Origin of the sequence: Geobacillus sp. PK12, assembly GCF_004123125.1 — a bacterium.
GTDB classification, from domain to species: Bacteria; Bacillota; Bacilli; order Bacillales; family Anoxybacillaceae; genus Geobacillus; species Geobacillus zalihae.
Genome location: NZ_SDKL01000030.1, coordinates 40240 through 54757 on the forward strand (window position 1 = coordinate 40240; position 14518 = coordinate 54757).

General features: G+C 48.2%; 12 protein-coding genes. All 12 read left to right on the forward strand.

The window, feature by feature from the left end; genetic code table 11:
* Positions 1–64: 64 nt before the first annotated feature.
* The 12 genes from garD (at position 65) to ETR37_RS11165 (ending at position 14487) form a co-directional block, all read left to right on the forward strand.
* Positions 65–1582, forward strand: coding sequence for a galactarate dehydratase (gene garD, locus ETR37_RS11110; protein ID WP_015374595.1), 1518 nt, complete (start codon positions 65–67; stop codon positions 1580–1582).
* A gap of 52 nt (positions 1583–1634) precedes the next feature.
* A complete protein-coding gene (gene kdgD, locus ETR37_RS11115) occupies positions 1635–2597 on the forward strand; it encodes a 5-dehydro-4-deoxyglucarate dehydratase (protein ID WP_020755078.1) in 963 nt (320 codons plus the stop codon).
* A 184-nt stretch (positions 2598–2781) separates the two neighbouring features.
* Positions 2782–4248 (forward strand): alpha-ketoglutaric semialdehyde dehydrogenase GucD, encoded by a 1467-nt coding sequence (gene gucD / locus ETR37_RS11120; RefSeq protein ID WP_129447262.1) that lies wholly within the window; start codon positions 2782–2784, stop codon positions 4246–4248.
* A gap of 134 nt (positions 4249–4382) precedes the next feature.
* Positions 4383–4964, forward strand: coding sequence for a Uma2 family endonuclease (locus ETR37_RS11125; protein ID WP_129447263.1), 582 nt, complete (start codon positions 4383–4385; stop codon positions 4962–4964).
* Positions 4965–5097: 133 nt separating this feature from the next.
* The gene (locus ETR37_RS11130) at positions 5098–6531 is read left to right on the forward strand and encodes a sigma-54 interaction domain-containing protein (protein WP_020278757.1); all 1434 of its coding nucleotides are present in this window, start codon (positions 5098–5100) and stop codon (positions 6529–6531) included.
* A gap of 315 nt (positions 6532–6846) precedes the next feature.
* Complete coding sequence (locus tag ETR37_RS11135; RefSeq protein ID WP_015374601.1) at positions 6847–8136, forward strand: CitMHS family transporter; 1290 nt, start codon at positions 6847–6849, stop codon at positions 8134–8136.
* Between the two features lie 43 nt (positions 8137–8179).
* Positions 8180–9490, forward strand: coding sequence for an acyclic terpene utilization AtuA family protein (locus tag ETR37_RS11140; protein ID WP_015374602.1), 1311 nt, complete (start codon positions 8180–8182; stop codon positions 9488–9490).
* Positions 9491–9495: 5 nt separating this feature from the next.
* Positions 9496–9819 (forward strand): AtuA-related protein, encoded by a 324-nt coding sequence (locus ETR37_RS11145; RefSeq protein WP_015374603.1) that lies wholly within the window; start codon positions 9496–9498, stop codon positions 9817–9819.
* Between the two features lie 810 nt (positions 9820–10629).
* A complete protein-coding gene (locus ETR37_RS11150; protein ID WP_013145615.1) occupies positions 10630–11577 on the forward strand; it encodes an ABC transporter permease in 948 nt (315 codons plus the stop codon).
* Complete coding sequence (locus ETR37_RS11155; RefSeq protein WP_129447264.1) at positions 11570–12520, forward strand: iron chelate uptake ABC transporter family permease subunit; 951 nt, start codon at positions 11570–11572, stop codon at positions 12518–12520. Before ETR37_RS11150 ends, ETR37_RS11155 begins: the two co-directional genes overlap by 8 nt.
* A complete protein-coding gene (locus tag ETR37_RS11160) occupies positions 12514–13269 on the forward strand; it encodes an iron ABC transporter ATP-binding protein (RefSeq protein WP_033017401.1) in 756 nt (251 codons plus the stop codon). Before ETR37_RS11155 ends, ETR37_RS11160 begins: the two co-directional genes overlap by 7 nt.
* Positions 13270–13527: 258 nt before the next feature.
* A complete protein-coding gene (locus ETR37_RS11165) occupies positions 13528–14487 on the forward strand; it encodes a siderophore ABC transporter substrate-binding protein (RefSeq protein ID WP_129447265.1) in 960 nt (319 codons plus the stop codon).
* Positions 14488–14518 lie beyond the last annotated feature (31 nt).

Sequence of the window (14518 nt, forward strand, 5' to 3'; positions counted from 1 at the left end):
TTTTCCTAAAGGTCATGGATGATCCGCGGCCTTTAGGAATCCATTTTTTATGGAGGGATGTTCGATGGTGAAACAAATGCCTCTTTATATTAAGGTGAATGATCGGGATAATGTTGCTATTGTAGCCAATGCCGGCGGATTGACGAAAGGGACGCGTTTTCCGTGTGGATTGACGCTGATGGAAGATATTCCTCAAGGGCATAAAGTTGCTTTAGCAGATTTTCGTGAAGGCGATCCCATTGTCCGCTACGGGGAAGTGATCGGTTACGCGCAAAAACGCATTCAAAAAGGAGAATGGGTCAAAGAATCGTCCATTCGTCTTCCACATCCGCCAGATTTGCACCAGTTGCCCATCGCGACGAAAACGCCTGTCGCTTTACCACCGTTAGAAGGGTACACCTTTCAAGGTTATCGGAATGCTGATGGCAGTTTTGGCACGCGCAATCTTTTAGGTATTACGACAAGTGTTCAATGTGTTGCAGGGGTGTTGGATATTGCAGTGCAGCGAATCAAGAAGGAGTTGCTTCCCAAATATCCAAATGTGGACGATGTCGTGGCATTGGAGCATCATTACGGTTGCGGCGTAGCCATCCATGCGCCGGAAGCCGTGATCCCGATTCGCACATTGCAAAACCTTTCGACCCATCCTAACTTTGGCGGCGAAGTGCTCGTCGTCGGGCTTGGATGTGAGAAATTATCGCCGCAGTCGCTCAATGCCAAAGGAGAAGAGGACAGTCTTGTCGTTTTGCAGGATTATCAAGGATTTGCGGATATGATTGAGACTATTATGAGAAAAGCAGAGGAGCGGCTAAAACGGTTAAATGAACGTCAACGTCAGGAATGTCCTCTTTCTGGGTTAGTGGTTGGACTGCAATGCGGCGGCAGTGATGCTTTTTCCGGTGTGACGGCGAATCCTGCGGTCGGCTACGCGGCCGATTTGCTTGTTCGCGCCGGAGCGACTGTACTGTTTTCCGAGGTGACAGAAGTCAGAGACGCGGTTCATTTGCTGACACCAAGAGTTGTCGATGAACAAGTAGGACATGCGCTCATTCGAGAAATGGAATGGTACGACCGATACTTGCAACGGGGAGAAGCTGACCGAAGCGCCAACCCGTCGCCTGGAAATAAAAAAGGCGGACTTTCCAATATTGTGGAAAAAGCATTAGGATCGATTGCGAAATCGGGAAGCAGCGCTATTGTTGATGTGTTGCCCCCTGGCGAAAGGGTGAAGAAACAAGGTCTTGTGTTTGCGGCCACTCCGGCCAGCGATTTTGTATGCGGAACGCTACAGTTGGCAGCTGGAATGAATGTGCATGTGTTTACAACAGGAAGAGGAACGCCTTATGGTTTAGCCATGGCTCCAGTCGTTAAAGTGGCGACGCGGACGGAATTGGCGACGCAATGGCATGATTTAATTGATATTGATGCCGGAAGAATTGCCACGGGAACAGCAACGATAGAAGAGATTGGATGGGAAATTTTCCGTTTTATCATTGATACCGCGAGCGGAAAGCGCACAAAGGCAGAACAGCACGGCATACACAATGATTTATGTTTATTTAATCCAGCCCCGCTGACGTAATATAGATTGATATTATATTAAATTTGTCTTACAATAAAATTGTAATATAAATATGTTTTGTGGAGAGGGGAAGGAATCAGTGGCAAGAAACGCGAATAAACACATACCAAATGGAATTTTAGGATTTCCGGTTACACCGATGCGCGAAAATGGAGAGATAGATTTCCAAGCTTTGGAGCGGAATATCCAATTTTTACTTAAAGAGGGGTTAAACGCCGTTTTCATTGCTTGTGGATCTGGAGAATTTCAATCGCTTAGCGAAAAAGAGTACGAGGCAATGGTGGAAGCAGCCGTGTCGATCGTTGGTGGGAAGGTTCCTGTGTATACGGGGGTTGGAGGAAATATTATCTATGCACTTCGATTGGCGGAGATTTCCGAAAGGAAAGGAGCAGACGGATATTTGATTTTGCCGCCTTATTTAATTGAACCCCATCAGGAAGGGCTATACGAATATATTTCTGCGATTGTCAAAAGCACATCGCTCAACGCCATTGTCTATCAGCGGGCCAATAGTGTATTAACAGTCGAGACGCTCCAAAAATTGCTTCACTATCCGCAAATTGTCGGCTTGAAAGACGGCACGGGAAATATGGAATTGAACATTGAAATCACTCAAACGATCGGCTCACGGCTGCATTATTTGAACGGCATGCCAATGGCAGAGGTGACAATGCCTGCTTATATTCAGCTAGGATTTACCAGCTATTCATCAGCGATTTCCAATTACATTCCTCATATTTCTAGGTTGTTTTATCAGGCGCTGCTTGACGGTGACAAGGCGTTGTTAGGAGAGCTTTATGAGCATGTTATCCTTCCGATCCATCGCATTCGGAAGCAACGAAAAGGATACGAAGTCGCTCTTGTCAAAGCGGGGATGGAAATTGTCGGCCTGCCGGTCGGGCCATATGTCCGTCCGCCTATCGTCCGCGTGGAAAAGGAACATTACCGGCAATTAGAAGCGATCATTCAAACCGCGTTTGAACGATTCCCAAAAAAAGTAGGGCAACGTTCATGACGGTGATGTGGAGAGTGTTCTAAATGTGGATTATTACCTTGTACGCACCGGATGGCAGTTTCAAAATGTTTGAGTTTGATTGTGAACAGGAAGCGAGGCAATATTTCCGAAACATGACAGGAACGAAAATTCTTTCTCAAATCATATACGGTAGCAATCTTATTTATGGAAAGGAGAAGGTGCAATGACGGTACGCACAAAGCAACAAACATACTTGAACTACATCAACGGACAATGGGTCCCTTCTGCATCCGGGAAAACAGAAGCGAGCCTCAACCCAGCCGACATCGATGACATCGTCGGCTATGTCCAAGAGTCTAGTGCGGAAGATGTAAACGCCGCGGTGGAGGCGGCGCGGCGGGCGCAGGCGGCATGGCGGAAGCTGTCCGGCCCGAAACGCGGAGAGTATTTGTTCCGCGCGGCTGACGTTCTTGAGAAACGGCTTGACGAGATCGCCGAAACGATGACAAGAGAAATGGGAAAAACGCTCCCGGAAGCAAAAGGGGAAGTGCAGCGGGGAGTCAATATTTTGCGCTACTATGCTGGGGAGGGGATGCGGTCCATCGGCGAGGTCATTCCATCCATGGACAGCGAAGCGTTGATGTTTACGACGCGCGTGCCTCTTGGCGTGGTTGGGGTCATCACGCCGTGGAACTTTCCAGTCGCGATTCCGATTTGGAAAATCGCACCTGCCATCGTCTATGGAAACACGGTGGTGTTTAAGCCGGCGCAGGAAACGGCGGTCACGGCAGCGAAAATCGTGGAGTGCTTTGATCAAGCGGGGCTGCCGGCCGGTGTGGTGAATTTGGTGACAGGCAAAGGATCGATCATCGGCAATGCGATCGCCGAACATCCCCACATTCACGGCATCACCTTCACCGGCTCCAATGAAGTCGGCAAAACGATCGCCCAAAAAGCGGTGGCCCGAGGGGCGAAATACCAGCTGGAAATGGGCGGAAAGAATCCGGTGATCGTGCTCGAGGACGCTGATCTTGATCGCGCCGTCGAGGCAACAATCAGCGGCGGGCTGCGTTCCACGGGACAAAAATGCACGGCGACAAGCCGTGTGTTCGTCCAGCGTACCATCTATGATCAATTTAAGGAAAAATTGTTGGCAAAAGTGAAGCAGCTGAACATCGGCAATGGACTCGAGGACGGCGTTTGGATGGGGCCGTGCGCCAGCCAAAAGCAGCTCGAGACGGTCCTTTCTTATATCCAAAAAGGAATCGAAGAAGGGGCGACGCTCGTTTACGGGGGGCAACGTTTGACCGATGGGGAACGGGCAAAAGGGTTTTATGTGCAGCCGACCATCTTTGAAAACGTGTCGCCCGACATGACGATCGCCCGCGAAGAAATTTTTGGCCCCGTGCTCGCGTTGATCCAAGTCGATACGTTCGAGGAAGCGATCACGCTGGCCAATGACACGCCATTTGGATTGAGCGCCTCGATTTTTACGCAAAATATCGGCAAGATGCTTGCATTCATCCAAGACATCGAAGCCGGGCTCGTCCGGATTAATGAAGAAAGCGCCGGAGTCGAACTGCAAGCGCCGTTTGGCGGGATGAAGCAGTCCAGCTCCCACTCGCGGGAACAAGGGCGCGCGGCCATCGAGTTTTTCACGGCGATGAAAACGGTGTTGGTCAAAGGATAAGAAATGGAGCAAAGTGCGCTGCCGTTTAGGCAGGGCGCTTTTTTTAGCGTCAAGCCATTGGCGAAGGCGATTGTCGGCGAGCAAACGGTTTGCTTACAATAGAAGAAAGAGCATGTGCAGGGAGGGAGAACGGCATGAGCCAACCAGGCGAACAACGCCGGTATACGCTCGGCGAGTTTTTTTCTTTGGCTGGAGATGAGCGGATGGAGCTGTACGAAGGAACGATTGTGTTGATGTCCCCAGCTCCTTATGAGCATGAAGGGGTGGTCGCCAATTTGATTGCCGAGTTTCGCATGGCGTTAAAAGGAAGTCCTTGTCTTGTGTTCGGAAGCAACCTCCAAGTCGTCCTTTTGTTTGAAGATGAACAAAAAGGAACGAAAAATGTAACGGTGCTGCCCGACCTATCCATTATTTGCGATCGAACGAAACTGCGCCAAGGTCGGTGTTACGGCGCTCCCGACCTGGTGGTGGAAGTGTTGTCGCCAAGCACGGCCCGCAACGATCGGCTGCTGAAGCGCCATTATTATGAGAAGGCGGGAGTCCGTGAGTATTGGATTGTCGATTATCAGCACCAGGTGATGGAAAAATATGTTTGGCAATCGGGGACGTTTCAGCTAGAAGACGTGTACGATGCAGCCAACGGGGCGGCTGCATCGACCACGTTTCCCGAGGTGCGCTTTTCCGTGAAGGAGATTTTTGCGTTTTTGACGTCGTGAAGAGCGGTGAAGCTGCATACAAAATAACAACAAACACGTTTCGCTCCAAAAGTCTGCTGTTGCTTGGCTGACAGAAACGCTTAGAAATCAAAGACAAAGGGGAGAAATAGCTTTTTTCTTTGTGGAAGGGGGAATGAAAGTGGTGAGTCGTTTCGACAAGCTCGTCAAAGATGCTGATGGACAAGCGCAATGGCTGTTCGCCATTCTTCAGTCCGTCCATGACGGCGTACTAGTGATCGATGACTGTGAGGTTGTGCGCCTTGTCAATCCGGAGTATACACGCATAACAGGTGTGAAGGAAAACGAGATTATAGGTAAACGGCTGCGCGATGTGCGGCCTAACGCCCTTCTCCCAGAAACGTTGAAGGACGGGAAAGTGAGAACCGGGGTGTACCGCAAGGAAGGTTCCAATGAGTATGTCGTTGATATGGCACCGATTGTTGTCCATGGCCAAGTGATTGGAGCGGTATCAGTTTGCAAAGGGCTGACGGAAGTGCACAAATTGACGCAGGAGCTGAAGCGAAACAAAGAAAGATTGAATGAATTGAAAAGGACCGTCTATTCGATTTATCGGGCTACTTATACGTTTGCGCATATCATCGGCCATAATGACAAGATCAAGGAAATGATCCGTATCGCGAAACGGGCGGCAGAGTCGGACTTGCCAGTGTTAATTATGGGGGAAAGTGGAACCGGCAAGGAACTGTTTGCTCAGGCGATTCACCAGGAGGGTCCGCGTGCTGAACATCCATTTGTTCCTGTAAATTGTGCGGCCATTCCTGCCGCTTTGCTGGAAAGCGAATTGTTCGGCTATGTGGAGGGATCGTTTACACATGCGAAAAAAGGAGGGAAAATCGGGCTGTTTGAACTGGCGGACGGGGGAACGATTTTTTTGGACGAAATCGGGGATCTTCCGTATGATTTGCAAGCAAAGCTATTGCGTGTGCTGCAAGAAAAGACAATTCGCAAAGTTGGAGATACACACGAAAGGAGGATTGACGTGCGCATCATTGCCGCAACAAATAAGGATTTGCGCCAGCTTGTAGCAAAGCAGTATTTTCGGGAAGACCTGTTTTATCGCCTTCATGTAATTACGCTTCATCTCCCCCCGCTCCGTGAGCGGAAGGAAGATATCCCTCTTTTGGCTCATTCTATAATACAAGCCTCAGGTGGTGGGGGACAGCGTCCTGTTTGCTCAATCAGCCAGGCTGCAATGGCTTTGTTGCAATCATACGATTGGCCTGGAAATATAAGAGAATTAAAAAACGTGATTGATTATGCCATTTGCATGACTGATGGAATGGAAATTGATCTGCATCATCTTCCCCCATCGATCATGAAAGACCCGGAGGTTTTCCGTTCCTCTACATCGATCCAACCGTTACGAAAGATGCTTGAAGAAACAGAAAAGCGTTTGATTGTCGAAGCGCTTCGTCAGTTTGGCACCGATGTACAAGGGAAGAAACAAGCGGCTAAAGAGCTTGGCGTGTCACTCGCCACGTTGTATAACAAATTGAAAAAGTTAGGGATTTCCGAGGATTTGCCTTCTTCTGCTCCTAACGGATGATAAATATTAGAGGGGAGCTGTGGTGAAGCAAATATTCTTGATTTGTAAGCGCTATCCACTAAACCTTGCCTGTTAAGGTTTTTCTTTTTTGGCAATCAATCGCTCATTGTCTTTTTTAATTTCCTAGAAACGATTCTAGTTTTTTAGAAATGAGCAGCAACAAGGAGTGCATTCATGTTTTAGCCATTCATTTTCTAAAGAATAAGAAAAGGCGCATCCGCTGTATTGAATGTAAAGCGGATGTTTTTGTTTTTGGCATTGGCACTTATTTTGCAAGAAAATAGAACGAAACAATTTTGAAGGGGGAATGGGATAATGTTGGCGTTATTGGGGTTTTTAACGATTGGTGTTTTTCTGGCTTTAATCATGGCAAGAAAAATCTCGGTATTGATTGCCTTAGTGCTTGTACCGGTGGTTTTTGGGCTGATCGGCGGGTTTGGGACGCAGATGGGAACGATGATGTTGGAAGGAATTCAAAAAGTAGCTCCGACGGGGATTATGATTGCATTCGCCATCCTATATTTCGGGTTGATGATCGACAGCGGCATGTTTGATCCGATTGTTTCGCGCATCCTTCGTTTAGTAAAAGGTGATCCGTTAAAGATTGTCATCGGCACAGCAACGCTAACATTGCTGGTTGCCCTCGACGGCGACGGGGCGACGACTTTTATGATTACCGTTTCGGCGATGCTTCCTCTTTATCGGCGTTTAGGAATGAATCCGCTTACACTATCGGGTGTCGTTTGTTTAGGGGCTGGAGTAATGAACATGATTCCTTGGGGTGGTCCGACGGCTAGAGCTATGGCAACACTGCATGTCGATTCAACCGAGTTGTTTAACCCTGTTCTTCCAGCGATGTTGGCGGGGATTGTTTGGGTGTTGTTTGCTGCTTATTGGCTCGGCAAAAAGGAACGGGAACGAGTGGGAGTCGTCGAACTGGATACGGAACAACTGACACCGTCACTTGACGGGGGAGAGGCGAAACGGCCTAACTTATTTTGGTTTAATGTCATTTTGACGATTGTGTTGCTCGTTTCCTTAATTAAAGGGTGGCTGCCGCTTCCGGTTTTGTTTATGCTTGCGTTTGCGATTGCCTTGCTTGTTAATTATCCGCATGTCAAGGATCAGCAAGAGCGGCTCACGTCTCATGCGAGCAATGTTGTATTGGTGGTGACGATGATTTTCGCAGCCGGCATTTTCACTGGCATTTTAACCGGTACAAAAATGGTTGATGCGATGGCGAAAGCGATGGTTTCGATCATTCCTGACGCGATGGGATCTTATTTGCCGCTTATAGTGGCGGTCACAAGCATGCCGTTAAGTCTTGTCTTTACCCCTGATGCGTATTATTTTGGAGTTTTGCCGATTTTAAGCGAAACGGCGGCTTCATTCGGCATCGATCCCGTCGAAATCGGGCGCGCTGCCATTTTGGGACAGATGACAACTGGTTTTCCGCTCAGCCCGCTGACGGCATCCACCTTTATACTTATCGGCTTGTCAGGTGTCGATCTTGGTGCCCACCAACGATTTATTTTTAAATGGGCGTTCGGAACGACTATTGTGATGACGATTGTCGCTTTAGCTACGGGGGCGATTTCTCTCTGATAATAACAAGGAATGTAACAAGAAAGCAAACGGAGGCGAGAAAATGGTCAGAATAGGAGCTGGAGCAGGATTTTCCGGTGATCGGTTGGAGCCTGCCGCGATTTTAGTAGAGAAGGGACAGTTGGACTATCTTGTTTTGGAATGTTTGGCGGAGCGAACGATTGCTTTGGCGCAAAAACAAAAATGGAAAAACCCTTCCCGCGGGTATGACCCGTTATTAGAAAAAAGAATGGAACTGCTTCTTCCGCTCATTGTGAAGCACCGCGTCCGCCTGATTACGAATATGGGGGCTGCCAATCCAGTAGCGGCAGCGGAGCGCATCGCCGCTATGGCGCGGGAGAAGGGACTAAAAATAAAAGTAGCGGCTGTCATCGGGGATGATGTAATGGAAAAGATTGATAAACAAATGTTGGCAATTGAGTCAGGGAAACCGATCGATAGCTACGGAACGATATTATCCGCGAATGCTTACCTTGGTGCTGATGCGCTCCTGCCTGCGCTGCAGTCGGGGGCAGACGTAATCGTGACAGGCCGTGTAGCGGATCCGTCGTTATTTCTTGCGCCGATGATTTACCATTATGGATGGCCGCTTGATGATACAGAACGTTTAGCTAAGGGAGCGATTGTCGGTCACCTGCTCGAGTGTGCCGGACAAATTACCGGCGGCTATTTTGCGGATCCGGGAAAGAAAGACGTCCCTGGCATGGCTAGACTTGGGTTTCCGTTTGCTGATGTGATGCCTGACGGTACGGCTGTGATCAGCAAGGTAGACGGAACAGGAGGGATCATTTGCCCGATGACTGTCAAAGAGCAACTGTTATATGAAGTGACTGACCCGACAGCCTATATCACCCCTGATGTGGTTGTTGATTTGACAACAGTCCAACTGCGCGAAATCGGTCCGGACCGTGTTGAGATCACCGGAGGAAGTGGCAAAACAAAACCAGATATGTTAAAGGTGAGCATTGGCTATCATGGCGGTTTTGTCGGGGAAGGCGAAATTTCGTATGCGGGGCCGAACGCTTTGCGGCGGGCGCAGCTTGCCGGGGAAATTGTGTATGAGCGGTTAAAAGACTGTTTTGTGAATCTGAAGGTGGACTATATTGGCTTATCATCAGCCCATCGGTCATTTTTAGGACAGGGCGGCGAGCCGTATGAAGTCCGGTTGCGGGTGGCAGGGAAAGCGGATACAAAAGAACAGGCTGAACTGATTGGTGAGGAAGTGGAATCGCTGTACACAAACGGCCCGGCAGGCGGCGGCGGGGCAAGGAAATACGTGCATGAGGTCATTGGCATTATTTCGACATTGATTCCACGCCAAATGGTCAATGTACAAATAACGATCCGGGAGTGACGACGATGAGAGTGAAGTTGTATGATTTGGCCCACTGCCGGGCCGGGGACAAAGGAAATACGTTAATCTTGTCGCTTATTCCTTTTCGGGAAACGGATTATCCTCTGCTGTCCCAAATGGTAACCGCAGAAAAAGTGAAGGAGCATTTGAGCTCGATTGTGAAAGGGGATGTGGTTCGATACGAACTTCCCAACATCGCCTCCTTGCAATTTGTCTGTCAAGATGCGCTTGAAGGCGGCGTCACTACCTCATTGGCCCTTGACCCGCATGGCAAAACGTTAAGCTATGCTTTGCTCGAGATGGAGATTGAGTTGCAGAAAGGAATATAAGTCTAGATACGGGAAGGTTGGACAAAACATGCTGTTGCATACAAATCGGCAGCATTTTCGCGAGAAAAAGCTGAATTATACAAGATGAAAAAGATGTTGGGACCAACAGCATGTTGTACAACATTTTCCAGCCTTCCGATCTTGCTGGTCAACAATGGATGCTGCGCCGAAATTGGCAACCTCGAGAGGTGCAGGAATTTTAGAAGGCTGAACGTATTTCGCCCCTCTTTTGCCCACCATCGTCCTTCTAGAGGAAGGGTGTCTCAAACGAAAGAGAACCTTATTTTTGTCGATAAATGAAGAAAAAATAAGAAAACAGAAAAAAAAATGATGAAAATATTGACAATGATAATTTTTATCAATTAAAATATGGTATGTGAAAATGATAATCCTTCTCTTTTTAGAGGTTTGGGCGGGAACATGGTTTTCAAAAGAATGGAGTGAGATGTGGTGGCCGCATGCGGACAGAATGGCTTGACTTGAAAAGAACAGCGATTGAGGAGATGCCAGCCATCTTGGCGGTGCTGGTTGCTTCTCAACACAAGCAGAATTTATCTTTTTAATTAGGAAAGATAATCAATATCATAATTGCACCTGTAAAGCAATTGAGTCTGGAAGGCTGGTGATTTAGTGAAAAATCGCGGAAAACGGAATCTCTTCTCAAATTGAGAAGTCCTGTAAAATCAACGCTTCTCTTTCAGCTGAAAGCAACGGGTTCGGCGAAATCGGTCGTTTTTCACCAGCCCTCTGGACATGGCATCGTCATTCGACTTGTATGATGGGATAGAACGGAAGACAGGATGAGAAAACATGAAAAAATGGATGGTGCTCCTTGTTGTTTTGGCTGCGGCATCATTGTTTGTCGGTGTGCATGATTTATCGCCTCGCGAGCTGTTTGCCGGCGACCGTGAGGCGTGGGAAGTGTTTTTGATCAGTCGCTTGCCGAGGCTCATCAGCATTCTGATCGCCGGGTCAAGCGTGAGCATTTGCGGCTTGATCATGCAGCAGTTGAGCCAAAACCGATTTGTGTCGCCGACGACGGCGGGAACGATGGATTGGGCGCGGCTTGGCCTGTTGGTGTCCATGATTGCATTCGCTGCCGCAGGGCCGCTTGTGAAGGCGGCTATTGCCGTTGTGTTTGCGTTTGCGGGGACGCTGCTGTTTATGACGGTTTTGGATCGTGTGAAGTACAAAGATTCGATCTTTATTCCGCTCATCGGCTTGATGTTTGGCAATATTGTCGGTTCTGTCACGACGTTTTTGGCTTATAAATATGATTTGATTCAATCGATGTCCGCATGGATGCACGGCGATTTTTCCGTTATGATGCAAGGACGTTATGAAATGCTGTATGTGAGCGTTCCGCTCATGGCAATCGCTTATGTATACGCCAATCGGTTTACGATCGCCGGCATGGGGGAGGAGATGGCGACGAACTTAGGGGTTCGCTACCGTTCGATTGTCTACACCGGTCTCCTCATTGTCGCTGTTGTTTCTGCTGTTGAGGTGTTGACGGTTGGGACGCTGCCGTTTTTAGGGCTGATCGTTCCGAACATTGTCACGATGTATTATGGGGATCATTTGCGCAAAGTATTGCCGTTGACAGCCATATTTGGCGCTTTGTTTGTGCTAATTTGCGATGTATTTGGCCGAGTCGCCATTTATCCATACGAAATTCCGATCGGCTTGACGGTTGGAGTAATCGGAAGCGGTGTCTTTTTATATTTGCTCGTAAGGAGAACGAAGCAGTATGTCTAATCGGATGAAAGTGGTTGTGCTCGTGGTATTGGCGCTCGGATTGATCGTGCTGTTTTTGTTTGCACACTTGCGAGGGGATTTTGACTATGTGTTGCGCTCGCGGAGCGAAAAGATTGTCGCGATGGTGCTTGTCGGTTGGGCGGGGGCGGTTTCGACCGTCTTATTTCAGACAATGACCAATAATCGTATTTTAACTCCAAGCATTATTGGGCTTGATTCCGTTTATATGCTTGTACAAACTGCTGTGGTGTTTTTGTTCGGTTCGACGACGTTGACCATGATGGGCAACACCTTGCACTTTCTCTTGTCTGCTGGGTCGATGATCGGTTTTTCAGTTTTATTGTATTCGTTTTTGTTTCGCCGTGAAGGGCAAAATTTATATTTCATCTTGCTTGTTGGGATGATTCTCGGTACGTTTTTCCAAAGTTTGACGTCTTTCATGCAATATTTGATTGACCCAAATGAATTTTCCATCATTCAAGATCGAATGTTTGCGAGCATCAACAATATAAAAACAGACTTGCTTTGGCCGGCAGGCCTGCTCATTGCGGCTGCGACATTGTATACATACCGTCATCTTCACGAGTTGGACGTGCTGTCGCTCGGCAAAGATCATGCGATCAATTTAGGCGTGGCGTATGAAACGGTCGTCAAACGGCTGCTGATGATTGTGGCGGTGTTGGTGTCGGTTTCGACCGCGCTTGTTGGTCCCATCATGTTTTTCGGATTGATAGTCGCCAATGTGGCGTATGCGTTTTTTCAAACGTATGAACATCGTTATTTGCTTGCAGGAGCGGCGCTGTTCGGCATCATCGCCCTCGTTGGCGGCCAGCTGGTAGTCGAGCGAGTGTTCACCTTTTCGACGACGTTGTCTGTCATTGTCAACATGGTCGGAGGCGTCTATTTTCTATACCTTTTGTTAAAGGAGCGAAAAGCATGGTAGAGGTGAAACAAGTATTGAAGCGATACGGCGGGAAGACCGTGATTGACCGTGTATCTTTATCTGTTCCGCGCCGCAAGCTCACATCGCTCATTGGCCCGAACGGGGCGGGGAAAAGCACGCTTTTGTCCATGATGAGCCGCTTAATTCCAAAAGATGGCGGGGAAATCTGGATTGAAGGAAAGGAAATTGCTCGTTATCGGACAGAAGAGTTGGCGAAAAAAATTTCCATTTTGAAGCAATCCAACCACATTGCGGCTCGCTTGACGGTACACGAATTGGTGTCGTTCGGTCGCTTTCCGTATTCGCGCGGCCGCTTGACGCGCCAAGATCGCGACTATGTGCGTGAGGCGATCCGCTATATGGAGCTGGAGCCATTGCAAGACCGCTATATGGACGAGTTGAGCGGCGGACAGCGGCAGAGAGCTTATATCGCGATGGTGTTGGCGCAAGATACGGATTATATTTTCTTGGACGAGCCGTTGAACAATTTGGATATGAAACACGCCGTGCAAATGATGAAGGTGCTGCGCAAGCTGGTCGATGAGCTTGGCAAAACGATCGTGATGGTGATGCACGATATTAACTTTGCTTCCTGTTATTCCGATTATATGGTCGCGTTAAAAGATGGAGCGGTCGTCTGTGAAGGGGATGTTTCATCGATCATGCGCAATGAAGTGCTTCGCGGCATTTATGATTTGGATGTGCGCGTGCAGACGATTGAAAATCGGCGCATCTGTGTGTATTTTTAGCAATTTTCCATGAGAAAGCGTCCATCTTGACTAGTGAAAAAGCGGGCTGTGGAAGCCTATGGGCCTGCTTGGTGAAGAGCTCCGTCTCGGATTCAAACATGGGACGGGGAGACGCGATCAAAATGAAGAAGATTCCAATTAAGTAAAAAATGGTTGAGCCGGCTTTCATGTTGACATCGGCAAGAAAGGGCGCCCCTTGTCGAGTGAATACGAAAGCCGTCAACATATAATTTGAATTTCCAAAGGGGGGTATAGCCAATGAAACAGCGTTGGTTGATGGTAGTGGTTGCTTTGCTTCTTGTCGTACTGGTTGCTTGCGGCAATAAGGAGAATACAAGCAACGGAGCAAGTGGGAAGAATGACGAGAAGAAAACGGAACAAGCCGAGGAAATGACGATCAAGCACCAGCTTGGAGAGGCGAAAGTCAAGAAAAATCCAGAGAAAGTGGTTGTCTTTGATTTCGGAGTGCTGGACACCCTTGATAAACTAGGGGTGAAGGTGACAGCTTTGCCGCAGATGAACGTGCCGAAATACTTGGAGAAATATAAAAGCAGCGACTACCAAAACGTCGGCAGCTTGATGGAGCCGGATTTTGAAAAATTGAGCGAAATCAAGCCGGATGTCATTTTTATTTCCGGTCGTCAAGCAAATTTGTATGACAAGTTGAAAGAGATTGGCCCAACCGTGTATATAGGGATTGACACTCAACATTATTGGGATTCATTTACAAACAATATGAAGCTGATCGGGCAAATGTTTGGCAAAGAAAAAGAAGTAGATGAGGAACTGGCCAATATTGAAAAACAAATCGAAGAAGTGAAGACAAAGGCTGCAGACAAAAAAGCGCTGATCATTTTGACGACCGGTGGGAAAGTGAGTGCGTACGGCAAAGGTTCGCGCTTTGGGCTCATCCATGATGTGCTCGGCGTGCCAGCCGCAGACCCGAATTTGAAAGTGACGAATCCTCATGGACAAAGCGTATCATTTGAGTACATTGCCAAGAAAAACCCGGATTACTTGTTTGTCATTGACCGCGACGCTGTTGTAGAAGGAAAGCCGACAGCGAAGCAAACGATTGAAAATGCGCTTGTGAAAAAGACGAAAGCATATCAAAACGGCCACATTGTCTACTTGGATCCAAATTATTGGTATCTCTCAGGCGGCGGATTGACGTCGGTGTCGGAAATGATCAAACAGGTGGAAGAAGGATTGAAATAAAAGGACAGGCGGGCTTAGGCGGCCCGCCTGC